Raw genomic sequence first — 24,116 nt, 5'->3', positions numbered from 1 at the left:
ACTAGAACCTTTCTCGGCGCCGCGCGGTGTTCTCGAGTTCACGCGCGCCGAACGGCGGCCGGGTGACCAGCACCTCGGCCAGGACATCGAACAAGCGGTCCGCGACCTCGTCGACGCAGAATCGCTGTGCGTAGTGGCGCGCCGCCTCGGCCCCGCGGCGCGCCGCCACGGCGGGGTCCGCCAGCGCGTCGAACGCGGCGGCCAGGCCGGCCACGTCGTCGACGCCGACCGCCGGGCCGCCGGGCGGCTGGTACTCGGGCAGGGCGCCGACGGTGGACACGATCGGCATCACGCCCAGCTGCATGCTGAGCACCTGCACCCCGCTCTGCGAGGCGCGCCGGTAGTGGGCGACGGAACCCTTTGCCGCCGAAAGTGTCTCGACGACGTCGGCGTAGTGGTAGGCGCCGGATCGCCACCGCACGTGCGGCGGCAACTGGGCTCCGCTCGCCCCGATCGGCCCGTCGCCGACGAGCACCAGGTCGTCACCGCGCCACCCGCCGCCATCGACGTGGCGTTGCCAGGCCTGCAGCACCACGTCGATGTTCTTGTACGGGTTGAGTCGGCCCGCCATCACGAAATCGCGGCGGCCGCCGGCGCCGACGGGCGGCGGAACGAGGGCCAGGTCGAGGTCGCTGGTGAGCGGCAGCACGTGCACCGGCGTTCCGTCGACGTCGCGGCGGGTGCTGATGGCGGCGGCGACGTAGTCGCTGTAGACGATCGTCGCCGCCGAGTGGGCGCCCCAGCGGTCGAAAACCGCGCGCTCGTAGGCCGGTCGGCGCTCGCCGGCGTCGTGCGGCCGGTCGTCGTGCACCAGCTGCACCCGCGGCACGGTGCCGGCCAGGGCGATCCACCGCGGATCGCGAACCAGCTCGGCGACCACCACGTCGGGCCGGTGGCCCCGGATGCGGCGCCAGGCGGCGAAGCTGGACGGCCACGTCCCGGCCGTGCGGACGCGCGGGTCGAGCACCAGCTCGTAGTCGCGGGCGGCGTCGGATTCGGGATGCTGGTCGGAGGTCACCAGCAGCACGTCGGCTCCACGCCGCCGCAGCGCCTCGGCCTGGACGCGCGCCAGCGGCCGCATCCACGGCGAAAGCCACAGCACCCGAATCGGATTCATGGTTGCGACCCGGCCCCCTCGGCGCCCGGGTCCACCGACCAGCGCCCGTCGAGTTGGGGATAAACCCGGCGGACCTCGTCGTAGAGGTCGGGCAGGGTCAGCATGACGCGGTCGGGCTCGGCCGCGACGAGCTGTTCGGGGGAGATGATCGCGATGTCGGTGCCCGGAATCCTGCGGCCCTGCTTTGCCGGAGACGCGTCGGCGACCGCCCGCAGCAGGCGCCGGTCGACCCCAGCGATGGTGAACAGCGACGTGACCCGCGAGCCGGCGCCATACCCGTACACCGTGCGCCCGTCGTTCGCTTGCGCCACAAGCCAATCGCGCAGCTGTTTGACGTGATGCTCGGCGGCGCGCTGCAGGTCCCGCACCACCGCGGCGTCGGTGATGCCGAAATCCCGCTCGCGGGCCAGGATGTCCTTGGCGCGTTGGTCGGGTTCGGCGTCGCCGTGCACGGCGGCGACCAGCACCGTGCCCCCGTAGAGATCGAACTCCCACGCCGAGGCCACGCTCATGCCCGCCGCGGCGAGCAGCCGGGTCAACGCGGTCAGCGAATAGTAGGCGAAGTGGCCGTGCCGCAACGCACTCCACTGCCCCTGGCCGACGATCGTCAACAGCGAGTGAAACTGCAGCAGCAGCACGCCGTTCGGCGCCGTGGCCTGCGCGCGCACCGCGAAGGCCAGCCGCTGGTCCGGCTCGTGCATGATGCCGAACGAGTCGAGCACGACATCGCCGCGCTCGGCCTCGCTGAAACCGCGCTCCGCCAGCAGCGGCAGCCACGTGCCGCCGTGCGGGCTGCCGAATTCCCGCACGGTGGCGCCGCGCAGCCAGCCCGCGTCGGCGACGCGGCGGACGGCGTCGGCCGCCTGGTCGCGCAGGGCCTGCGGCTCGATGCCGCGCGGCTCGGCGGCCGCGGTGTTGTCGTCGGCCAGCTGGGCCAGCCCGCAGCCGCCGCACACCTCCATCGCCAGCGGATGGGACGACTCGTCGGGACGAACCGGCTCGGCGGCCGGCGGGAAGTCGTCGCCGGCCGGCACGGCCCCCAGGTCGAGGACTCCGCGAAGGTCGGTGCCGCCGCACCCCCGGCAGGTGCTCATCGCCGTACGCTACCGCTTTGCGCGGTGTGCAGGGTCGGAAGCGGAAACACAAGCCGCCCGCCCCATTCCGCGATGTAGCCGAGCTGCTCGGTCAGCTCGGCCTCGAGGTTCCACGGCAGCGCCAGCACCACGTCCGGGCGGTCCTCGGCGATGCGCTCCGGTTCGTAAATCGGGATGCGCGCCCCGGGGGTGAAGCGGCCGTGCTTGTACGGGTTGCGGTCGACGGTGTATTCGAGCAGATCGCTGCGGATCCCGCAGTAGTTGAGCAGGGTGTTGCCCTTGCCGGGCGCGCCGTAGCCGACGACGCGCTTGCCTTCGGCGCGGCACTGCAGCAAGAAGCGCAGCAGCTCGTGGCGGATGGCCTCGGTCCGCGGGCGCATCTGCAGGTAGCCCTCGACGCTGTGCAGCCCCGCGGCCTCCTCGGCGCGCATCACCTTCTCCACCCGCTTGGTGGGCCGTTCGGCGATGTCGGCCGAGCGGGCCCAGACGCGCAGCGACCCACCGTGGGTGGGCAGCAGTTCGACGTCGACGACGGCCAGCCCGGAGGTGGCCAGCGCGCAGATCGCGGAAAACAGCGTGTAGTACTGGAAGTGCTCGTGGTAGATCGTGTCGAACTGCCCCAGCCGCACCAGGTTCAGCGCGTGGTGCACCTCGATGCTCAGCCAGCCGTCGTCGTCCATCAGCTTGCGCAGGGAGCGGGTGAAGCCGCGCAGGTCGGGGATGTGCGCGTACACGTTGTTCGCGACGACGAGGTCGGCCGGGCCGTGTTCGTTGCGGACCTTCGCCGCGATCTCCTCGTCGAGAAACGCCGTGATGGTGGGGACATCGCGCGCGCGGGCGGCGGCGCCGACGTTTTCCGACGGCTCGATGCCCAGGCACGGCACCCCCGCCGCGACGAAGTGCTGCAGCAGGTAGCCGTCGTTGCTGGCGACTTCGACCACCCGCGAGCCGGGCCCGAGCCCGAGCCGGCTGGAGGTTTCCTCGACGAAGGTCTTGGCGTGCTGGACCCAGCTGTCGGAATACGAAGCGAAGTAAGCGTATTCGGTGAACGTCTCCTCCGGTGTGATCGCCGCCGGTATCTGCAACAGCAGGCAGTCCGCGCACACCCGCAGGTGCAGCGGATAGGTGGGCTCCGGCAGGTCGAGCTCGTCGGCGGCGAGGAACTTCTCGCACGGCGGAGTGGCGCCGAGGTCCAAAACACTGACCAGTCGGTCCGAATCACATAACCGGCAAAGCATCTGACTCCCGATTCTCTATGCCGCTGGGCGTTTGGGTGAGGTCTGCGAGCTGCTGGGCGTGCCGCCGCGTGTTGTGGTAAAGCAACTTGCCGAGGCCGTTCTGGTAGAGCCACAGGCTGTTCTGCTGGCCGGCGAAGGACTCCTCGCCGGACATCGCGCCCCACGGCACGAAACCGCTGCCCAGCCCGGCGGCGAACACCCCCGGAATCGACCGGCCGTCGGCGGCCAGCAGCCGCGCGTTCGGCCCGACCGACGGGCCGTCTTGCGCCACCGGCACCCGCCGGCCGCGCGCGTCGTAAATGGGCAGGGCCGCAAGGCGATAGCCCAGCGCCGGAACCACGAGGTCGGCCTCGTCGAGCAGGCGCAGCAGCTGCGACCGCGACAGGCCGCCGATCGGCAGGGCGACCGCACGATCGTCCGGGCGCGCCCCGGGCTTGCGGTGCATGCGTCGCCACACTTCGCGCCCGTCGCCCTTCAGGCCGCCGAGCCGGTGCACGCGCCCGGTGGCCTGGCAGACGTCGGATTCGCAGAACTCGTAGAAGTCGGCGTGGGCCTCCTCGCGCGACCAGTACGCGGGGCGGGGTTCGCTGCGATGCAGGATCTGCACGCCGCGCGCGCCGAACTCAACGCCCGGAACCCGTTGCAGCAGCATCCATGCCGACGCGAACGCGCTGTGCGCGCCGCCCACGACGACGACGCGCGGGCTGCGGTTGGCGCGGGCCAGCCGGCGCGCGACCTCGGCCGCGCCGCCGCGGGTCAGCAGGCGGTGGCTGGAGACGATCTTGTCGCGCCACAGCCCGAGCGAGACGCCGGGCGCGATCTCGATCGTGGACCACGACCCGTTCGGGCACCCGCCGAGCGCCAGCACCGCGCTGGCGGCGCGCACGACCGAGCGCCGCCCATCCTGCGCCGCAAGGGAAACGGCGACCGAGCCGTCCGGCTGCAGGCGTATGGCCATCGCCCGGGTGCCGGTGAACGCGCGGCTGTCGGGGTGGCGGTCGAACTGCGCCAGGACGGCCGCGCCGAGGCGCCGCTCGAAGCGGTCCACCAAGGACAGCGGCGGGTACTTCGCGCGGAAGCGCTCCAGTTCGCGCACCACCGGATCGGCCCGCAGCTCGGTGAGGAAGGGCGAGCGCTGCCGGCCGTCCAGGCACTCCAGGAAGGAGGCGCCGCGTGAGTCGGCGTTGAGCGGGTACTGTCCAAGCGAACCGCCCAGCTCGTCGGTCTGCTCGACCAGGGCGACCCCGCTGTCCAGCCACGCGTCCAGCCGGCCGTGCCGCGCCGCCCAGACCAGCGGGCCCGTGCCCGCGGGGCCGCCGCCCAGGATCACCGTCTCGTACGACGGCGCCCGTTCGGCGACGGCATGCTCGCGAATTGGCGTGCGGCGCAACGATTTGAGGCCCAGCCGGAAGCCGCTCACAGCACCGCCTCGATCGCCTCGACGTAGTCGTCGGCCATGGCCTCCACCGTGTAGTGTCGGCGCATGCGCTCGTAGCCGCGTCGCCCCACCGCGGGGAGCTCGTCGGGCCGCGCCAGGATCTCGGCCAGGCGCTTCCGCCACGCCGGCAGCGAGGCGGGTTCGACGACGAATCCCGCCTCGCCGAAGCCCAGCATCTCCGGGACGGCGCAAATCGCGGACGCCGCAACGGGTACGGCCCGCGACATCGCCTCGAGGATCGCCACCGGGAAGGCCTCCGAGCGGCTGGGGACGCACAGTAGGTCGGCCTCGGCCAGCGCGGGCTCGGGCCCGGCCGACCAGCCGCGCCACTGCACCCGGTCCCGCAACGCGGCGGGCGTGCGGGCCTGGAGCCGCTCCCGGTCGGGGCCGTCGCCGAAGATGGAAAGCCGCCACGGCAGGTCGCTCAGCCCGACGAGGGCCTCGATCAGCAGGTGCGGGTTCTTGTGTTCGACGATGCGCGAGAGCATCACCAGGTGCGGCGGCTCGCCGGGTGCCCGGACCCGCGGCGCGGGCTCGCCGGTCAGCGCGACACCGTTGGGCGCAACGAACCGGCGCGTGCCGAGCCGGTGGTGCTCGGCGAGCATGTCCCAATGCCGTTGGGCCAGAACGACAAAACCGTCGCTACGGCGCATCGCCGCGGCCAGCGGCCACGAGTAGATGGGCCGGTCGGCCTCCGGCGGCACGTGCGGCGCCACCAGCCAGCGCCGGGCGCCGCGCGTCGCCGCGCCCGCGGCCCGCCAAAGCGTCGCGAACCCCGTTTCGGTGTTGGTGTCGCCGCTGATCAGCACCGCCGGGCCGGCGGGAACGTCGACGACCGGCGCCCACCACGGCTGGCGCACCACCCGCACGGTGTGCGGGATCTCCTTCAGCAGCGGGCCGAACCGCTGCATGCAGACCAGGGTGACCGGATAGCCGCGGCGGTCCAATTCCGTTGCGAGAAGTGCCTTCTGACGCTCGGCGCCGCCGTAGACCAGTCGGTTGGTGGTGATCACGATCGCCGGCTTGCCGGTTCGGCCCGCCGCCATCGCGGTCAGGTCGCGCCGGCGCGCCTGGCGCTTCGAGCGTTGCAGCCGGTCCAGCAGGGTGGTTCCGGCGAGGTACAGGTCGGCGTGGTGCACGCCGTCCTGGTGCTCGAGCAGCAGCGCGATGTTGGCGCGCAGCATGTCCTTGTTGCGGCGGCGCTCCGGCGTCGACACCTCCGCACCGTGCATGGCGCCTGGTTCCGGCGACCCGTCGCCGTGCGCCGGGTTGCCGTGGTCGGTGTCGACCTCGTCGGCCAGCAGGATGCGCCAGCCGGCCGCGGTGGCGCGGGCCTGCCAGTCGGTCTCCTCGCCGTAGAGGAAGAATTCTTCGTCGAAGCCGCCGATTTCGTTCCAGGCCGCGCGGTTGATGGCCAGGCAGGCGCCGCCCACATAGCCGTCGATGCTTTGCGATTCGTCGGGCTGGCAGGAGTACAGGTGCGAGATCGGGGTGCCGCGCAGGCGATCCGAATAGCCCGCGGCCGCGACGAGCGCCCGGCTCAGCGTCCGGCGCCGAGTGGCGACGTCCCAGCGGGCCGGGCCGGGCGCGCCGTCGTCGTGGATCATCGGCGACACCGCGGCCACCCTCGTGCCGTGCAGCAGCTCCCGGGTGCGCGCGAGCGGCCCCTGCAGCCGCGCGTCGGCGTTCAACAGCAACAGGTCCGCTTCGGGCGGGGTGTGCTCCACCAACGCGTTGAACGCCGCGGCGAAGCCGAGATTGACCGGGCCCAGCACCCAGTGGACGTCCGGGTGCCGCGCGGCCAGCTCCGCGCGGCCGGGATAGGAGTCGCCGCTGTTCTCGTAGACGTACACCGGAAGGTCGGGCAGGTGTTCGGCGACGCTGGCCAGGCACTGCTCGACCAGGTCATGGCTCTTGTACGTCACGATCATCACCACCAGGGGCCGGTGGGTCCGCGTGATCGTGGTGCCGGTGGGGCGCTTCAGGTAGGCCCGGTCCAATTCCCGTGTCATGCCGGCACCGGCCTTTGGCGCAGCGCGGTCAAGGTCGACCAGCTGAACGGGCCGATCGTCGCGCTGGTGCCCAGGTACGCGGCGGCGGCGCCCGCCAAGATCAGCACCACGTGGTGACCGGCCAGCAGCAGCGCCACCGCGACGCAGGCCCCCGTGGGCGCCAGCAGCCGGACCAGAAACGCCACCGGCGTGCGGTAGTCGCACTCGCGGCGCAGCCACCAGCTGGCCACCACCATGCCGAACAGCTCGGTGCCCACCAGCGCCAGCCCGGCCCCGACCGCGCCGAAGGGCTTGTCCAGCAACAGGTTAAGCGTGACGTTGAACGCCAGCGTGGCGATCGACAACCGGAACAGGAACTTCTGGTGGTGGCAGGCGAACAGCGCCTGCCCGAGGGTGCCCGTGACGAAACGCAGTGCCACCGCCACGAACAGCGTCGCCAGTGTCGGCGCGCCCCGCTCGACGAAGTCGTGATCGCCGAACAATTCGATCAGCGGGCGCGACAGCAGCGCGCCGATGAGGGCCACCGGGACCCCCACGAAGTACATCAGCTCGACGCAGCGCCGCAGGAAATCGGCGAACGCCGCGACGTTGCGCGAAAACAGTTCGGTGGCCGTCGACAGCGTGGCCTTGAGAAAGAACACCGAAACGATCAGGGTGTTGAACGCGACGGTGTAGGCCAGCCCGTAGACGCCGACCTCGTCGTGCGTGCTCAGCTTGGACAGGATGACGCCGTCGGCGCGCCAGTACAGCACGCCCACCACGGCCACGCCGATCGGGAACACGCTCTCCCGCAACAGGTCCGCGATCTCGCGCGGCGCGAAAATCGGCCGCAGCGAGATGTGCCGCGCCGCCGCGGCGCCCTGGATGACCAACTGCAGCGCCGGCGGGATGAGCTGTGCGACCGCGAACCACACCACGCCGGCGTGGGTGGCCACCAGGTAACTGACCAGCGCCAGCGTGCCCAACCGACCCGCGACATCGGACACGGCCACGGCCGAAAACCGCACGGTGGACAGGAAAACCGGCTCGAAGCGCGTCGTCATCGTCAGCATCAGCAGCTGGCCCGAGAGCACCACGAGCATCACGCGTACGTCGGCGTCGCGGTAGAGCAGCAGGCCCGAGCCGGCCGCGAGCGCCGCGAGCGGCAGGCAGTACACCAGCGACAGGCCGCTGTTGACGCGCACCAAACGCTCCAGGTCGCCGGTGCCCGAGGTGACGCGGCGCACGATGACGGTGCCGATGCCGAGATCGGCCAGGCTGGCCCACATTCCGACGAAGGCGACCGCGATGGTGAGCTGGCCGTAGCGCCCCGGCCCGAGGTAGCGGGCGGTCATCGCGACCGACACCACCGAGGCCACCATGCCCAGCGCGCGGCAGATCAACTGGACGGAAAACGCGTGCGCGATCCGCGATCTCGGCACCGAGGGGGCGATGTCCACGGCCGGTGATTCGAGCGTGGTGTCGCTGCTCATCAGTAGGCCCCGTCGCTGGTCAACACGGCCTTGAGGGTCCGCGCGATGATCAGCAGGTCCCCGGCCATCGACCAGTTGTCGACGTAGGACAGGTCCAGCCGCACCGAGTCCTCCCAGGACAGGTCCGACCGGCCGCTGACCTGCCACAGCCCGGTGACCCCCGGCTTCACCAGCAGCCGCCGCTTGACCTCGCCGTCGTAGTTCTCGACCTCCCGGCGCAGCGGGGGCCGCGGGCCGACCACGCTCATGTCCTGCTTCAGCACGTTGATGAACTGCGGCAGCTCGTCGATGCTGAAGCGGCGCAGGATCCTGCCGACGGGCGTGACCCGCGGGTCCTGGCGAATCTTGAACAGCATGCCGCCGGCGCCCTCGTTGAGCGGCAGCAGGCTGTCGACCTGGGTGTCGGCGCCGTCCACCATGGTGCGGAACTTGAGCATCGTGAAGGGCCTGCCGTCCAGGCCGATGCGCTCGGCGCGGTAGAAGACCGGTCCCTTGCTGGTCGCCTTGATCCCGACGGCCGCCGCGACGAGCAGCGGCGCGGTCCCGACGAGCGCGGCCAGCGAGAAGCAGAAGTCGAACGCACGCTTCTGAAAGCGTTGCGTCCCTTCGTATTGCGGCTTTTGGACGTGCAACAGCGGGAATCCGGCGATCGGTTTCAGGGTCAGCCGCGCCCCGGCGACGTCCACCATTCCGGGCGACACCACGAGGTCGACGTCCATCGTCTCCATCCGCCACATCAGGTCGCGGATCCCGTGCACGCCGAAATGTTCGGTGCGCGTGACGGCCACGGTGTCGGCGCCGCATTCCTCGATCGCGGTGACGGCCGCGGTCTCGTCACCGAGGATGGCGATCTTTCGGCCCTGCACCGTCAGCGTTTCGCCGCGGGGCGGGCCGTATGCGGGGATGCACACGCCGACCACCACGTAGCCGTCGTTGGGGTTGCGGATCAACTCGCGGGCCAGGTGGGAGACGCCGGGCCGATCCCCGATCGCCAGCACCATGGTCTGGTATTCGCCGTGCGTGCGTTTGTGCCAGACGTGCTTGCGCCACAGGTTGCGGCTCGCCAGCAACCCGACGGTACCGGCGGGCAGCGCGACCGCCAGATAGCCGCGGGCCAGGTCGATCTTGGCGAGCAACGTGACGATGGCGATGAACCCGAACGTCCAGAACGACGCGCTGGCGATGCGGCGGTATTCGTCGATACCCGCGCCGATGATTCGGGTCGAGCGGGTCTGGAACATCGACAGGGCCGAAAGCCACAGTGCCGCAAACAGTGCCGAGAACAGCGTCATCAGCTGGCCGGGGTAGCCCGACGTGTTGGGCGCGTCGCCGAACCGGACGAACTGGGCGAGGGCGACCGCGGCGCACACGATCGCCGAGTCGCTGATGCGCAGACGCGCCGAGTACCGCTGCTGCCAGCGGGTGGCGGCCCTGGCCCGTGCCCGCCGCGCCGGCCGCGCGGGGAGCACCGACAGGCCGCTGTCGGCTCGAAGCGTCGTGGTCATGGTTTCGGGGTCCCTCGCCTACGCGCTCGCCGGTTCGACCGCGGCGGGTTCGACGGACGGCGTCCCGGCGTAGTAGACGCCGGGATAGCAGATGAGCTGGGCCCGCGATGCCCGCAGCAGCGCGAGCGGCCCCTGCACCAGGTACCGGCGCGCCAGCCGCCGGGGCTCGTGCGTCAACCGGTAGAACCACTCCAGCCCGACGCGCTGCATCCACTGCGGCGCCCGGCGGGTCATGCCGGCCAGGAAGTCGATGGCGCCGCCGCAGGGCAGGAAAACCCTTGCCCCGGTAGCGAACCCGTGGCGGTCGATCCACTGCTCCTGGCGCGGCTTGCCCAGGCTGACCACCAGGATGTCGGTGCCCGACGCGCGGATGTCGGCGACGAGCGCCCCGGACGACGATTCGATGTCGGCCGGGTCGGGCGCCCACATCCCCGCGACCACAAGCGCGGGGTAGCGGGCCCGCAGCCGCTGGGCCAGCAGGCGGTGCGTCTCGTCGCTGCCGCCGAAGAAGCCGACCCGCCGGCCGGTGGACTCGGCCAGCGCGAGAACCTCGGGCAGCAGGTCGGCGCCGGTGACCCGCGGCCAGGGCTTGGCGGTCAGCAGCTTTCCGCGCCATGCGATCGGCATGCCGTCGGCCAGCAGCAGCCATTCCAGCCGGCCGGCGGGTGCGGTGCCCAGGGTGCGGAAGTGGTGCAGGTGGTCGAGGTTCACCGAGCCCACTGCCAGCCCGGGCGACTGCGACCGCAGCCGCGACGCGATGATCGACAGCACCTGGTCGGTGTCGCAGCGCTCGACGACGCTGCCGCTGACGACCATGCGCACCGGCGGCGGCGTCATGACATCCCGCTCCCGGCCGCCGCCGCCTCCTCCAGGTAGGGCCAGCTGGCGTCCCGCTCCGACATGACGGTCACCGGCAGCGGCCACTTGATGCCGAATTCGCCGTCGTCCCAGCGGAATCCCTCCTCGCTGTGCGGGGCGTAGGGGCCGCTGATCTGGTACAGCACTTCGGTGTCGTCGGTCAGGGTCTGAAAGCCGTGCGCGACGTAGGGGGGCAGGAACAGCGCCCGACGGTTTTCGGCGCTGAGCTCCACCATCACGTGCTTGCCGTAGGTCTGCGATTCGGGGCGGACGTCGACGGCGACGTCGACGATCGCGCCGCGCACGCACCGCACCAGCTTGGCCTCCGCGTGCGGCGGCGCCTGGCGGTGCAGCCCGCGCACCGTGCCGCGGGTGTGGTTGAAGCAGATGCTCGTTTGCGCCACTTCGGAAATCAGGCCGTGGGTGGCGAATTCGTCGGCGCAGAAGGATCGAGAGAAGAAGCCGCGATGGTCGCGATGGGGCTCGATGTCGATGATCGTCACCCCGGCGACACTCGTGGGCGTGTACTTCACTACGGCTCCTTCCAGAACAGTCGGTCGTCGACCTGCCCCGTCTTGAGCAGGTATTCGATTTGCTTGAGGCGGGTGTGGCCGCGGCCGTGGAACGTCTCGGGCTCCATCGCGATGCTCTGGAACACGCGATGCAGTTGCGCCGCCCCGGCCGCGACGTCCCATGCCGCGCGGTATTCGGGGAAGACCTCGCGGATCTTGCCGAACGCGACGCGGTAGCTGCGGGTGTCGGCGTTGGGCGGGCCGAAGGTGAGCTCGCAACCGGGGAACTCGGCGTCGACGGTTTCCGCGATTTCGCGCACCGTGCGGTTGTTTTCGTCGGCGCCGACGTTGACCACCAGGTTGTGCACGGCCTGCCGGTCCGCGCGCAGCGCGCACCGGATCGCCTGGGCGATGTCGAGCGCATGCACCAGCGGTCGCCACGGGGTGCCGTCGCTGGTCATGGCGATGCGGTGGTCGGTCCACGCGAGCCCGGCCAGGTTGTTCAGCACGATGTCGAACCGCATGCGGGGGGAGGCGCCGAAAGCCGTTGCGTTACGCAGGAATGCGGGCGAGAAGTCGTCGTCGGCCATCGCGGCGAGGTCCCGCTCGACCAGGGCCTTGCACTTGGCGTACGGCGTCAGCGGGTTGATGGTGCTGGTCTCGTCGACCGTCCCGTCGGCGATCCCGTACACGCTGCACGACGACATGTAGATGAACCGGGTGACGCCGGCGCGCTTGGCGCACTCGGCCAGATGCACGCTGCCGCGGTGGTTGACCTCGAACGTCACGTCGCCGATCAGGTCGCCGATCGGATCGTTGCTCAGCTCGGCCATGTGGACGATCGCGTCGAACCCGCGCAGGTCGGCGGCGGTGACGTCGCGGATGTCCTTGATGAGGGTCAGCGGCGCGACGCCGTGCGGGACGTCGGCCAGCGCGCCCGGGCACAGCCAGCCGGCCCGGTAGTAGCCGGTGTCCAGGCCCACGACCTCGTGGCCCTCCTCCGAAAGCAGCGGCGCCAGAAGGCAACCCAGGTAGCCCTCCGTGCCGGTGACCAGCACTCGCATGGTGTCGTCCCTCCCGTCCCGTCAGTCGTCTGAACGAACGCCGCAGGGATTCAGCAGCGCCTTTTCCCCCGTGAACGCCTCGGCGTAGCGAGCCCTGCACTGCACGCCGCGGATCCGCATCAGCCCGAGGAACGCGTCCTCGTCGAACCAGTCCCGGCCCGACTGCGACGGATACGATTCGGCGAGCACCTCGGCCTTCCGGCGCGCCAGCTCGCCCGGAACGTCCACGTAGAGAGCCGGATTGGGCAGGTCGGACTCCCACTTGAGGATCTCGTAGCCCAGCACCAGGTGGGCGCGGAACTCGGTCGGGATGAGCTCGGCGACCGCCCGGTGGTCCTGGTGGTAGTCGTGGCGTTGCGGGCCGAGGACCAGGTCGGGCTCGCACTGGGCCCGGAACTGCGCGAGGTGGCGCTTGACCGCGCCCCAATGCTCGGGCAGCCGCCCGTCGGGCAGGTCGGCGACCGTCAACCGCACGTCCGCCTGCGGCAGCAACGCGGCGAAGGCGTTCTTTTCCTCGACCTCGCGCTCGGTGCCCGCGCCCGTGAACACCAGGGCGTGCACGACGAGACCCGGGTTGTGCCCGGCGATCCGCAGCAGCGTCGCCCCGGCGCCGATGACGATGTCGTCGCAGTGCGCCCCGATGGCGGCAATCGAACCGATTGCGCCGGTGTGCAGGCCGATCATGCCGAACGTCTCGCGACGGGCTGCTCCCACACCATCCACGGGCGGTTCCCCGCGTTGTAGTCCGCGTCGAGTTCCGCGCGCTCCTTGAACGTGTCGGCCGGTTTCCAGAAGCCGTGGTGCTGATACCCCAGCAGCCGCCCGCTGCCGGCCAGGGACATGCAGGCGTCACCGACCAGGTCGCCGTTCTCGGGGATGAGGTCGAAGACCTCCTGGGTCAAAACAAAGTAGCCGCCGTTGACCCAGATCGGGAACTTGGCGATGGGCGCGATCTCTTTGATGTCGCCGTCGGCGCTGACATCGACGCAGTGGAAGGACGACTGCGGCGGCACGATCAGCATGGACGCCGCGGCGCCGCTGGTCTGCAGCCGGTCGATCATGGTGTCCAGTGGCGCGTCGGTCAGCACGTCGGCGTAGTTGGCCAGGAAGTACTCGTCGTCGCCGATGTACCTGCGCACCCGGCGCAGCCGCTCGCCGATCGGGGACTCCAGCCCGGTGTCGACGAAGGTGATCGTCCAGTCGGACATGTCGGAATCGAGCAACTCGATCTGGCCGGAACGCATGACGAAGTCGTTGGACTCCATCTCGCGGTAGTTGAGGAAGAAGTCCTTGACCATCGACTGCCCGTAACCCAGGCACAGGATGAACTCCTTGTGCCCGTAGTGGGCGTAGTAGCGCATCACGTGCCACAGCAGCGGCCGGGGCCCGACCATCTGCAGCGGCTTGGGGACCAGATCACCCTCGGCGGTGCGCATGCGCATGCCGTAACCACCGCAGAAAAGCACGACTTTCATGACACCGACCCCTTCGGACTGTGCGGATGGCGGACTGCGGTGCGCGAGGCGCGCGCCGTATGAGGGAGACCGAATCTCCACGTGCAAGCGACTAACGATACTTTCGGTATGTCGGCCCTTCGGCCGCTTTCGGCGGTCATACGATCGACGCCCCATAGCCGCCGGACGGCGGTTGTGCCATCACGGTCGGGATCTGCCCGTAGCGCGGGCCGGGCGCCTGCGGGCCGCCCGCCGCCCGCGGCAGCCCGCCCAGCAGGCTCGGCGGCACGTTCGCCAGCCCGCCCGGGCCGCCGGCGGTCGGCAGCACGGCTCCCGCGCTGGTCAGGTGGGCGGCGGGGATGACGCTGGTCCAGCTGGCCGGCACCGACAGCGAGCCCAGCGACGCGGCCTGCCCCAGGCCACCCACCACGCCGGCGCCGAGACCCTCGGCCGCGCCGGCTGCGGCCGCGGCCGCGTCCCCGGCGACCTCGGCGGCGCCCTGAGCCGCGGTGGCGCCCAGTGACTGCAGGGTCTGGGCCATGCCCAGCACGCTGGACAGCCCGTACAGCGGGGTCGCGGCCACCATCAGGTAGCCGGGCAGGATGGCGGGCAGGTTGTCTTCGAAATTGCTCATGAAGCTGGACAGCGACAGGCCCGATCCGCCGGTGCCGCCCAGCAGCGCGCCCCAGGGCGTTTCCGTGCCCGCGGCGCTGGCCGAGGCCGGTGTCGCCAAGCCCTGCAGCGCCGACGACAGCGAAGACATCAGGCTCGCCAGCGAGAATTGCTGGGTGGTGGAGCCGGCGGCCGCCTCCGACACCGCGGTGGCTTGCCCCGCCACGCCGGCGGAGTTGGTGACGTCCGGCGCCGACGCGAACTGGGTCAAGTCCGCGGCCTCCACCGAATTCGCCGCGTACTGATACATCGCCGCGGCGTCCTGCGCCCACATCTCGCCGTATTCGGCCTCGGTGACGGCGATCGCCGGCGAGTTCTGGCCGAAAAAATTGGTCGCGACCAGGACCGCCAGCTGGGCGCGGTTCGCAAAGACGGCGACTGGCGGCACGGTTGACGCGAAGGCCTCCTCGAAGACCTCCACGGCGAGTGTGGCCTGGCTGGCCGCCTCCTGGGCCCGCGCGGCGGCGCCGGCCGTCCACGCCGCGTACGGACCGAACGCCGAGGCCATGGATAGCGACGACGGGCCCAGCCAGCGTCCGACGGTCAATCCCGAGATCACCGATCGATAGGAGGCCGCCGCGGAATGCAGCTCCGCGGCCAGGTCGTCCCACGCCACCGCGGCGGCCATCATCGACCCCGGGCCGGGGCCGGCGTACATCCTCAAAGAGTTGATCTCCGGCGGAAGCGCGCCGAAATCCATCATCGCTGGCCCCCCGGCCTCTAGCGGGCCGCTGCCGCGTCTGCGGCGTCGGCGGTGTTGGCGGCGGTGTGAAGCCCGACGGGCCATGAAGCCCGCGAAGTGACCAACGACACAGGCCGCGGGCCGTGTGCGCGGGCCGTCGGGGCCAGTTGTCGGCGCGCCGCAGGGGCGCCGGCGCGCGTGCGGCGCGCGGAAATCAGGCGCTGACCAGGCCAACAAACTGAAAACCACATGGAGTGGAATTCTACATACTTTTAGTCCGGAGTGCAGCCCCAGAACGCACCATAAGTATTTCCCAAGTTGGTGAACGCGACCCGCGGCGTCGATCGCCTCAGCGCGACGGCCGACTGCTAACCTCAGAGACGGCCCAAATGCCGCCGAAAACACGCCGGTGAGTGTTGGCTCTATAACCGGGTGTGTGCCCTGCTCGAGGAAGGCACCCTGAGACGTGGAAACGATCGATCCGGGCCCGGGCGCAGGCCCCGGAATGATCACCCGGGTCGCGTCCGCGGGAGCGCGATCGGCCCGCACTTCACAGCAGGGTTCTCGGTCCCGATGACCGCCCACTCGACCGACGGACGCGCGGACGCGACGCGGCGGCAGATCCTGCGGGCCGCCTCGCACCAGTTCGCCCGGCGGGCCTACCACGACGTCGGCCTCGACGACATTCTCGCGGAAGCGGAACTGACCAAGGGGGCAATGTATTTCCACTTCCGTTCCAAGCACGCCTTGGCCGTGGCGATCATCGAGCGCCAGACCACCGATGGCGCCAGCGCGGTGGAAGAACTGCTCACCCGCGGGCTTTCGGGGCTGGAGACCCTGATCGACTTCTCCTACCTGATCGCGGTCGGCGACATCAAGACCGACGGGGTCAGAGCGGGGCTGAACCTGCTCGAGTCGGTCGGCCGGTCGGAGGGGCTGCAGAAGCGGCTGCTCGACGAATGGGCCAAGGCGCTGGCCGGCGTCGTCGAGCAGGCCATCACCGAGGGCGACATCCACGAGGCCTGCGACCCGCAGGACGTGGGACGGCTGATGGTCTCGCTGCACATGGGGCTGCGGCAGACCAGCAATCTGGAAGAGCCCGAGCGGTTCCTGCGCGACCTGGAGAAGTGCTGGCTGCTCTTGTTGACGGGCATCCTGCAGGCCGACCGGACCGAATACTTCCGCCAATTCCTCAGGCGGCGCGCATCACTCGCGATTACCTCGACCTCGACCGCGCCGGACTCCGACTAGTGGCGAGCGCATCCGGCTAGTGGCATCCCGCAAGTCACGCAACCCGGGCCAAACCGTACCGGCTGTTAGGCTGACGTCTCTCGCCGGAAGATTTGGTAAGACATCGAGATCCGGGACCTAAGAATTTCGACGGAACTCCGGAGGTACAGACGCGATGGCCCGCCAGGTTCGATCCGAAGCCACCCGGCGAAAGATCCTCGATGCCGCGATCGACGTCTTCGGCGAGGTCGGGTACGCGGGGGCGGGGTGGAACACCATTATCGAGCGGACCGGGATGACCAAGGGCGCGCTCTACCACCACTTCGACTCGAAGGAGTCGCTGGCGTCGGCCATCATCGAGGAAGGCACGGAGACAATACTTGTCGCCTTCCGCAACGTATGCGGGTCGTCGTCGCCGGCGCTGGAGAACATCATCCATGGCACCTTCACCATCGCGAACCTGCTCACCTCCGACAAGACCGCCCGCGCGGCGGAGCAATTGACCGCCGCACTGAGCGGATTCAACGACGCCGCCTCGCGCTTCTTCGCAAGCCTGGTCGATTTGATGACGACGCAGGCCCGCCGGGCGGGCGCCGAAGGCGACCTGCGCGACGAGCTCGACCCGGTGGTGATCAGCGAGGCGATCGTCGGCGCGATGTTCGGCACGCGGTTTGTGGCCAACGCCACGTCGGCGAAAGCCGAACCCGCCGGTGACCGCACCGGTCAGATGTGGGAACTTTTGCTCGCCTCGATCGCGTCGGAGACGTCGCTGCCGTACTTCCGGCAGTTTCTCGCACGCGAGGCGCTGCGCCACGCTGGGTCGGCGGCGCCCGCTCGAAATTAAGCGTTGACGGCCGCGGGTGCCGGGCGGTTGAACTTGATGATCTCGGCGGGGACCCCGCCGACGACCGCGTCGGCGGGCACCGGCTTGGTGACGACGGCGCCCGCCAGGATGCAGGCGCGATCGCCGACGTCGACGCCGAGCACCAACGCAAAGGGGTAGATCCAGACGTCGTCGCCGATCACCGGGACCTTGCCGCCGGCTTCGCCGATCGTGACCCCGTGATAGAGCCGGCAATTGGCACCGACGCGCGCCTTGTAATGCACGCCGATCGGGCCCGGATGCGCCAGCGCCAGGCCGGGACCGCACACGTTCCGCGGGACGTACAGCGCGAGCCGCTCGCCCAGCAGCTTTGTCCGCAGCACCAGCCACAGGGCGACGAGCCGACCGAACGGTGTGCGGGCGGTGTTCGTCCAATATTCGGATTTGCGTAACAAACGCTGGAAATACGCGGGGCGCTCCAGGAGGCGGTCACGGAACCTCCACCGGTCGAGACCGTTCGCGCGCAAGTCCGACGCCAGGTAACTTCGCAATTCCTCGCGCGTCGTGATCACGACGACAACCGTACTACAAGTACGCCCGAATGGAACCAATCATACCTGTGGTCTAGCTGTGAGGCGTCGGCCTATCGCTCGTCCACCCACAATTGTTCGGTCAAATCCTGAAACGCGGCGAGGGCGAATTGATCGTCGGCGCGCATGACCGCCGACTTGCTCATCAAAGCCCGCACCACGGAGCCGTCCTTGTGTGCCAATTCGACGACCATGTTGGCCAGCGCGTGCACGACCGACAGCAGCGATTCGGACTCCGGGGCCTTGTGGAAGATCTCGTAGAACTGTAGGGACAGAACCTCTTCGGGATCGCAGCCCACCATGTCGGCGAAGGCGGAGTTGGTGAACAGGATGCTGCCGTCATGCCCGATCGCAAGCACGGGAATCGGAATTCTTTCCAGAACGACCAACGCGGGCAACTGCTTCAAGGTAGTCATCGGGGATTGGCTGTCTTGCCGGTTGCGTCGTCGCTCCACACGCCGATTATGGCCTATCGCATCGAGCGGTTCCGACGCTTTCTCCGATCGACAGGCAAGACGCCTATGAATGCGTTCGAAGAGAAGTGAGAATTCAAATTTTCACTCAGCCGGCCGTGCCGGACGCCGGACTCGTTCCCGTCACTTCGTGGCGCGGGAACACGCCCGTGGGCGCGGGCAGGACCGTGCCGGGCTGCAGCCGTGCGCCGATGGCGTCGAAGGCCCGCCGGTCTTCGGGCTGGCCGAGCAGGTCCAGCAGCCGGCCGGCCGACTCGGGCATGACGGGCTGCACCAGCAGCGCCGCGATGCGGACCGCCTCGCAGGTGGTGTAGAGCACGGTGCGAAACCGCGCCTGGTCGGCCGCCGACTCGCTCTTGCGCAACACCCAGGGCTGCTGCGCGGAGAAGTAGCGGTTCGCCTCGCCCAGCATCAGCCAGATCGCCTCGAGCGCCAGGTGCATGGCCTGCGCGTCGAAGTGGGCGCGCACCCGCTCCAACAACCCGTCGGCCATCTTCAGCAGCAGCTCGTCCGCCCCGTCGAAATCGCCCGGTTCGGGCACCGCCCCGCCCAGGTTCTTGGCCACCATCGCCAGCGACCGCTGCGCCAGGTTGCCCAGCTCGTTGGCCAAATCGGCGTTGACGCGGGCGACGATCGCCTCTTCGCTGTAGCTGCCGTCCTGGCCGAACGGCACCTCGCGCAGCAGGAAGTAGCGCACCTGGTCCACCCCGAACGTGTCGACCAGGTCGTCGGGGGCGACGATGTTGCCCACCGACTTGCTCATCTTCTCGCCGCGGTTGAGCAGGAACCCGTGCGCGAAAACCCTTCGCGGCAGCTCGATTCCGGCCGACATCAAAAACGCCGGCCAGTACACCGCGTGGAACCTGATGATGTCCTTGCCGATCATGTGCAGGTCCGCGGGCCAGTAGCGGCGGAACAACTCCGAATCGGTGTCGGGGTAACCCGCCCCGGTCAGATAGTTGGTCAACGCGTCGACCCACACGTACATGACGTGATCGGGATGCTCGGGTACCTGCACCCCCCAGTCGAACGAGGTCCTCGAGATCGACAGGTCGCGCAGGCCGCCGGAGACGAAGCTGACCACCTCGTTGCGCCGCACCTCGGGGGCGATGAAGTCGGGATTGGCCGCGTAGTGGGCCAGCAGCCGGTCCGCGTACGCCGACAGCCGAAAGAAATAGGTCTGCTCCTCGGTCCAGGTCACCGGCGCGCCGGTCTCGGAGGCCAGCCGGGTCCCGTCGACAACTTCGGTCTCCGACTCGACGAAGAACCGCTCGTCGCGCACCGAATACCACCCGGAGTAGGAGTCCAGGTAGATGTCGCCGGCGTCGGCCATACGCCGCCAGATCTCCTTGGACGCCTCCAGGTGGTCGGCGTCGGTGGTGCGGATGAACCGGTCGAAGGAGATGTTGAGCTTTTCCTGCAGCCGCTGGAACACGTCCGAATTGCGCTGGGCCAGTTGGGCGGTCGGGATGCCCTCCGCCGCGGCCGTCTCGACCATCTTGAGGCCGTGCTCGTCGGTGCCGGTCAGAAACCGCACGTCGAAACCGTCGAGCCGCTTGAACCGGGCGATCGCGTCGGTGGCGATGTACTCGTAGGCGTGCCCGACGTGCGGCTCACCGTTGGGGTAGGTGATCGCCGTGGTGACGTAGTAGGGCCTCATCGAGAGATCACCCTATTGTGTGCGCGTGAGTTCCAAACGACCGCCGCCGCCCGCCCCGGAGCCCCTGGCGCCCTTGGTCGACGCGCACACCCACCTCGATGCGTGCGGGGCGCGCGACGCCGCGGGGGTGCGGGCCATCGTCGATCGCGCGGCGGCCGTCGGCGTGGGCGCGGTGGTCACCATCGCCGACGACCTGGACTCCGCGCGCTGGGTGACGCGGGCCGCCGATTGGGATCCGCGGGTCTACGCCGCGGTCGCGTTGCACCCGACCCGCGCCGGCGCCCTCGACGACGCCGCCCGCGCCGAGATCGAACGGCTGGTGGCCCATCCCAGGGTGGTGGCCGTCGGCGAGACCGGCATGGACCTGTACTGGCCGGGCCGGCTGGACGGCTGCGCGGAGCCGGCCGTGCAGCGGGACGCGTTCGCCTGGCACATCGACTTGGCCAAGCGGTGCGGCAAGCCGCTGATGATCCACAACCGCGACGCCGACGCCGAGGTGCTCGACGTGCTGGCGGCCGAGGGCGCGCCCGACGCGGTGATCTTCCACTGCTTTTCCTCGGACGCCGCGATGGCGCGCCGCTGCGTGGACGGCGGATGGTTGCTGAGCCTGTCGGGGACGGCGAGCTTCCGCAACGCCCGCGCCCTGCGCGAGGCCGTTCCGCTGATACCGCCGGAGCAGCTGTTGGTGGAAACGGATGCGCCATTTCTGACCCCGCATCCCTATCGGGGCGCAGCGAACGAACCGTATTGCCTTCCCTATACTGTGCGGGCGATCGCTGAACTGCTGGATCGGCGGCCGGAGGACTTGGCGCACATCACCACCAGCAATGCGCGCCGGGTCTACGGGCTGGCGTCCTGACCGCGCGGGGGGCCGGGTGATTTTCCCGACACCCGTGCTGAAAAGCCGCGCGGGAGTTGCCCAACATTGGCCGGTTCGTTACCGTCTTGTGATCGTACGGAGGGCGCGCTAGGCGCCCTTCAGAATTTGTAGTTTTTTACTTGCTGAGTGGTTCGTGACTGGTTGCTGAGGTCGGGGTAGCGCGCGTTGACTGTTTTGACAAAACTTCATCAAACTTCATCACCGTTGTTGCGCCTCTTGGTCGGGGCGCTGCTCGTGGTCCTGGGACTGGCCGGCGGGTTCGCGGTTTCGGCGAGCAAGTCGGTGACGCTGACCGTCGACGGCGTCGCGATGCGGGTGAACACCATGAAGTCGCGGGTGATCGACATCGTCCAGGAGAACGGCTTCAACGTCGACGAGCGCGACGACCTGTACCCCGCCGGTGACGTGGAGGTGCGCGACGCCGCCACCATCGTCCTACGCCGCAGCCGGCCGCTGCAGATCACGCTGGACGGCCACGATCCCAAGCAGGTGTGGACGACCGCGTCGACGGTGGACGAGGCGCTCGCCCAACTCGCCATGACCGATACCGCCCCGGCCGCCGCGTCGCGCGGCAGCAGGGTTCCCCTGGCCGGGATGTCGCTGCCGGTCGTGAGCGCCAAGACGGTCCAGATCAACGACGGCGGCGCGACGCGCACCGTGCACCTGCCGGCGCCCAACGTCGCCGGCCTGCTCAGCGCCGCCGGCGCGCCGCTGCTCGAGAGCGACCAGGTGGTGCCCGGCGCGGCGGCCCCGATCGTCGACGGCATGCAGATCCAGGTGACCCGCAACCGGATTCAGCGGGTCACCGAGCGGATTCCGCTGCAGCCGCCCGCGCATCGCATCGAGGACCCGCAGATGAACGTCAGCCGCCAGGTCGTCGAGGACCCGGGCGCCCCGGGCACCCAGGACGTGACCTTCGCGGTGGCCACGGTCAACGGCGTCGAGACCGGCCGGCTGCCCGTCGCCAACACCGTGATCGCGCCGGCCCGGGAGGCCGTCGTGCGGGTGGGCACCAAACCCGGCACCGACGTGCCCCCGGTGAGCAACGGATCGATCTGGGACGCCATCGCGGGCTGTGAGGCCGGCGGCAACTGGGCGATCAACACCGGCAACGGGTATTACGGCGGTGTGCAGTTCGATCAGGGCACCTGGGAGCGCAACGGCGGGCTGCGGTTCGCCGCGCGCGCCGACCTCGCCACGCGCGAAGAGCAGATCGCCATCGCCGAGGTGACCCGGTCGCGCCAGGGGTGGGGCGCCTGGCCGGTGTGCAGCGGAAGAGCTGGTGCGAGCTGACCATCCGGCTGCTCGGACGCACCGAGATCAGGCGGCTGGCCAAAGAACTCGAATTTCGGCCACGAAAAGCTCTGGGCCAGAATTTCGTCCACGACGCCAACACGGTGCGACGGGTGGTCGCGACCTCCGGCATCGGCCGGTCCGACCACGTCCTGGAGGTCGGTCCCGGCCTGGGTTCGCTCACGCTGGCGCTGCTTGACCGCGGCGCCACCGTCACCGCCGTCGAAATCGACCCGGTGCTGGCCGGCCGGCTGCCGCAGACCGTCGCCGAGCACTCGCACAGCGAGGTCCACCGGCTGACGGTGTGCAACCGCGACGTGTTGACCCTGCGCCGCGACGAGCTATCGACGGAGCCCACCGCCGTCGTGGCCAACCTGCCGTACAACGTCGCGGTCCCGGCGCTGTTGCATCTGCTCGCCGAGTTCCCGTCCATCCGGGTGGTCACGGTGATGGTGCAGGCCGAGGTCGCCGAACGGCTGGCCGCCGAGCCGGGCGGCAAGGACTACGGCGTGCCCAGCGTGAAGGTCCGCTTCTTCGGGCGGGTCCGCCGGTGCGGGATGGTGTCGCCGACCGTGTTCTGGCCGATCCCGCGCGTCTATTCGGGCCTGGTCCGCATCGACCGGTATGCGAGCGCGCCGTGGCCCACCGACGAGACCTTCCGGCGGCAGGTGTTCGAGCTCGTCGACATCGCGTTCGCGCAGCGGCGCAAGACGTCCCGCAACGCGTTCGCCGAGTGGGCGGGCTCCGGCAACGAGTCGGCGAATCGGCTGCTGGCCGCCAGCATCGATCCGGCCCGCCGCGGTGAGACCCTGTCGATCGACGACTTCGTGCGGCTGCTGCGGCGTTCGGCCGTTTCGGGGCACGCCCCGGCGGGCTGACCGCGATAGTCTGCTGCCGTGGCTGCTGATGTCTGACGGGAACACCGCCGCGCAGTGGGTGCCGACCGGGTCGGTCACCGTGCGGGTGCCCGGGAAGGTCAACCTCTACCTGGCCGTGGGTGACCGCCGCGATGACGGCTACCACGAGCTGACGACGGTGTTTCAGGCCGTCTCGCTGCTCGACGAGGTGACGGTCCGCAACGCCGACGTGCTCTCGCTCGAGCTGGTCGGGGAGGGCGCCGAGACGCTGCCCACCGACGAACGCAACCTGGCCTGGCAGGCCGCCGAGCTGATGGCCGAACACGTGGGGCGGGCGCCCGACGTGTCGATCATGATCGACAAGTCCATCCCGGTGGCCGGCGGCATGGCCGGCGGCAGCGCGGACGCGGCGGCGGTGCTGGTCGCGATGAACTCGCTGTGGGAACTCAACGTGCCGCGCCGCGATCTGCGCATGCTGGCCGCGAAGCTCGGCAGTGATGTGCCGTTCGCCCTGCACGGCGGCACCGCCCTGGGGACCGGTCGCGGTGAGGAGCTGGCCACCGTGTTGTCCCGCAACAGCTTTCACTGGGTGCTGGCGTTCGCCGACGGCGAGCTCTCCACCCCGGCGGTGTACGCCGAGCTGGACCGGCTGCGGGAGAGCCGCCGGAAAGGCGAGGCCCCGCCGCGGCTCGCCGAGCCCGGGCCGGTGCTGGCGGCGCTGGCCGCGGGCGATCCGGAGCAACTGGCGCCGCTGTTGGGCAACGAGATGCAGGCGGCCGCGGTGAGCCTGGACCCCGGCCTGCGCGCCGCGCTGCGCGCCGGTGTGGAGGCCGGCGCCCTGGCGGGCATCGTGTCCGGGTCGGGCCCGACGTGTGCGTTTTTGTGCACGTCGGCGGCGTCGGCCGTCGACGTCGGGACGCGGCTGTCGGGGGAGGGCGTCTGCCGCACCGTGCGGGTCGCCAGCGGGCCGGTGCCGGGCGCGCGCGTAGTGCCGGCGCCCACCGAAGTGTGAGAGATCGCACTTGTCCGCCGCGACGGTTTGGCAGTTACTTAAGAGGAGTTTAAGATAGCTCGCGGTGACGAGCAGCGGTAAGAAGGACCACTCGATTGCGTCGCCCGCCGGGCATCCCGGCGGGCTCCTTGCCTCATCACGGTTTCGAGACCTAACCGCTGCCCAACTGTGCTCGCGCGC

General features: G+C 70.0%; 22 protein-coding genes. 6 read left to right on the top strand and 16 right to left on the bottom strand.

The window, feature by feature from the left end; genetic code table 11:
* Position 1: 1 nt before the first annotated feature.
* The 13 genes from AC5Y4Z_RS23785 to AC5Y4Z_RS23725 form a co-directional block, all read right to left on the bottom strand.
* On the bottom strand, positions 2-1,117 hold the full coding sequence (locus tag AC5Y4Z_RS23785; protein WP_499967369.1) for a glycosyltransferase: 1,116 nt from the start codon (positions 1,115-1,117) through the stop codon (positions 2-4).
* Entirely contained in the window at positions 1,114-2,211 is a 1,098-nt protein-coding gene (locus tag AC5Y4Z_RS23780) for a class I SAM-dependent methyltransferase (RefSeq protein ID WP_499967368.1), read from the bottom strand. The genes AC5Y4Z_RS23785 and AC5Y4Z_RS23780 overlap by 4 nt, the downstream gene beginning before the upstream one ends.
* Entirely contained in the window at positions 2,208-3,449 is a 1,242-nt protein-coding gene (locus tag AC5Y4Z_RS23775) for a methyltransferase domain-containing protein (RefSeq protein WP_499967367.1), read from the bottom strand. Before AC5Y4Z_RS23775 ends, AC5Y4Z_RS23780 begins: the two co-directional genes overlap by 4 nt.
* On the bottom strand, positions 3,430-4,869 hold the full coding sequence (locus AC5Y4Z_RS23770; protein ID WP_499967366.1) for a hypothetical protein: 1,440 nt from the start codon (positions 4,867-4,869) through the stop codon (positions 3,430-3,432). Before AC5Y4Z_RS23770 ends, AC5Y4Z_RS23775 begins: the two co-directional genes overlap by 20 nt.
* Entirely contained in the window at positions 4,866-6,899 is a 2,034-nt protein-coding gene (locus tag AC5Y4Z_RS23765; RefSeq protein WP_499967365.1) for a glycosyltransferase, read from the bottom strand. Before AC5Y4Z_RS23765 ends, AC5Y4Z_RS23770 begins: the two co-directional genes overlap by 4 nt.
* Entirely contained in the window at positions 6,896-8,371 is a 1,476-nt protein-coding gene (locus AC5Y4Z_RS23760; protein WP_499967364.1) for a flippase, read from the bottom strand. Before AC5Y4Z_RS23760 ends, AC5Y4Z_RS23765 begins: the two co-directional genes overlap by 4 nt.
* Positions 8,371-9,876 carry a sugar transferase gene (locus AC5Y4Z_RS23755; protein ID WP_499967363.1) on the bottom strand — a complete coding sequence of 502 codons (1,506 nt, stop codon included), beginning with the start codon at positions 9,874-9,876 and terminating at the stop codon, positions 8,371-8,373. Before AC5Y4Z_RS23755 ends, AC5Y4Z_RS23760 begins: the two co-directional genes overlap by 1 nt.
* Before the next feature lie 18 nt (positions 9,877-9,894).
* Positions 9,895-10,713, bottom strand: coding sequence for a WecB/TagA/CpsF family glycosyltransferase (locus AC5Y4Z_RS23750; protein WP_499967362.1), 819 nt, complete (start codon positions 10,711-10,713; stop codon positions 9,895-9,897).
* A complete protein-coding gene (gene rfbC / locus AC5Y4Z_RS23745) occupies positions 10,710-11,267 on the bottom strand; it encodes a dTDP-4-dehydrorhamnose 3,5-epimerase (protein ID WP_499967361.1) in 558 nt (185 codons plus the stop codon). Before rfbC ends, AC5Y4Z_RS23750 begins: the two co-directional genes overlap by 4 nt.
* Positions 11,267-12,310, bottom strand: a complete 1,044-nt coding sequence (locus AC5Y4Z_RS23740) for an NAD-dependent epimerase/dehydratase family protein (RefSeq protein ID WP_499967360.1) — start codon at positions 12,308-12,310, stop codon at positions 11,267-11,269. Before AC5Y4Z_RS23740 ends, rfbC begins: the two co-directional genes overlap by 1 nt.
* Before the next feature lie 21 nt (positions 12,311-12,331).
* A complete protein-coding gene (locus tag AC5Y4Z_RS23735; RefSeq protein WP_499967359.1) occupies positions 12,332-12,994 on the bottom strand; it encodes a PIG-L deacetylase family protein in 663 nt (220 codons plus the stop codon).
* Complete coding sequence (locus AC5Y4Z_RS23730; RefSeq protein WP_499967358.1) at positions 12,991-13,785, bottom strand: glycosyltransferase family protein; 795 nt, start codon at positions 13,783-13,785, stop codon at positions 12,991-12,993. Before AC5Y4Z_RS23730 ends, AC5Y4Z_RS23735 begins: the two co-directional genes overlap by 4 nt.
* Positions 13,786-13,921: 136 nt before the next feature.
* On the bottom strand, positions 13,922-15,139 hold the full coding sequence (locus AC5Y4Z_RS23725; RefSeq protein ID WP_499967357.1) for a PPE family protein: 1,218 nt from the start codon (positions 15,137-15,139) through the stop codon (positions 13,922-13,924).
* Between the two features lie 552 nt (positions 15,140-15,691).
* On the opposite strand from AC5Y4Z_RS23725, the gene AC5Y4Z_RS23720 reads away from it, so the two are divergent.
* Both AC5Y4Z_RS23720 and AC5Y4Z_RS23715 read left to right on the top strand, forming a co-directional pair.
* Positions 15,692-16,369, top strand: coding sequence for a TetR family transcriptional regulator (locus AC5Y4Z_RS23720; RefSeq protein WP_499967356.1), 678 nt, complete (start codon positions 15,692-15,694; stop codon positions 16,367-16,369).
* Between the two features lie 154 nt (positions 16,370-16,523).
* Entirely contained in the window at positions 16,524-17,192 is a 669-nt protein-coding gene (locus tag AC5Y4Z_RS23715; RefSeq protein ID WP_499967355.1) for a TetR family transcriptional regulator, read from the top strand.
* Here the strand turns inward: AC5Y4Z_RS23715 and AC5Y4Z_RS23710 are convergent.
* The 3 genes from AC5Y4Z_RS23710 to metG all read right to left on the bottom strand — a co-directional run bounded on the left by AC5Y4Z_RS23710 (position 17,189) and on the right by metG (position 19,894).
* Positions 17,189-17,743 carry a serine acetyltransferase gene (locus AC5Y4Z_RS23710; RefSeq protein WP_499967354.1) on the bottom strand — a complete coding sequence of 185 codons (555 nt, stop codon included), beginning with the start codon at positions 17,741-17,743 and terminating at the stop codon, positions 17,189-17,191. The genes AC5Y4Z_RS23715 and AC5Y4Z_RS23710 overlap by 4 nt on opposite strands.
* A 71-nt stretch (positions 17,744-17,814) precedes the next feature.
* Positions 17,815-18,177, bottom strand: a complete 363-nt coding sequence (locus tag AC5Y4Z_RS23705) for a PAS domain S-box protein (RefSeq protein ID WP_499967353.1) — start codon at positions 18,175-18,177, stop codon at positions 17,815-17,817.
* Positions 18,178-18,322: 145 nt separating this feature from the next.
* On the bottom strand, positions 18,323-19,894 hold the full coding sequence (gene metG / locus AC5Y4Z_RS23700) for a methionine--tRNA ligase (protein WP_499967352.1): 1,572 nt from the start codon (positions 19,892-19,894) through the stop codon (positions 18,323-18,325).
* A gap of 19 nt (positions 19,895-19,913) precedes the next feature.
* On the opposite strand from metG, the gene AC5Y4Z_RS23695 reads away from it, so the two are divergent.
* The 4 genes from AC5Y4Z_RS23695 (at position 19,914) to AC5Y4Z_RS23680 (ending at position 23,936) form a co-directional block, all read left to right on the top strand.
* Positions 19,914-20,753, top strand: coding sequence for a TatD family hydrolase (locus AC5Y4Z_RS23695; RefSeq protein WP_499967351.1), 840 nt, complete (start codon positions 19,914-19,916; stop codon positions 20,751-20,753).
* 186 nt (positions 20,754-20,939) lie between these two features.
* Entirely contained in the window at positions 20,940-22,067 is a 1,128-nt protein-coding gene (locus AC5Y4Z_RS23690) for a resuscitation-promoting factor (RefSeq protein WP_499967350.1), read from the top strand.
* Complete coding sequence (rsmA, locus tag AC5Y4Z_RS23685; protein WP_499967481.1) at positions 22,031-22,945, top strand: 16S rRNA (adenine(1518)-N(6)/adenine(1519)-N(6))-dimethyltransferase RsmA; 915 nt, start codon at positions 22,031-22,033, stop codon at positions 22,943-22,945. The genes AC5Y4Z_RS23690 and rsmA overlap by 37 nt, the downstream gene beginning before the upstream one ends.
* A gap of 22 nt (positions 22,946-22,967) precedes the next feature.
* Positions 22,968-23,936, top strand: a complete 969-nt coding sequence (locus tag AC5Y4Z_RS23680) for a 4-(cytidine 5'-diphospho)-2-C-methyl-D-erythritol kinase (RefSeq protein WP_499967480.1) — start codon at positions 22,968-22,970, stop codon at positions 23,934-23,936.
* The last annotated feature ends 180 nt before the right edge of the window (positions 23,937-24,116 follow it).

The sequence above is a fragment of the Mycobacterium sp. NGS63 genome, from assembly GCF_059812295.1.
Note: the sequence above shows the minus strand (reverse complement) of the source record. Positions and strands in the feature narration are given on the sequence as shown.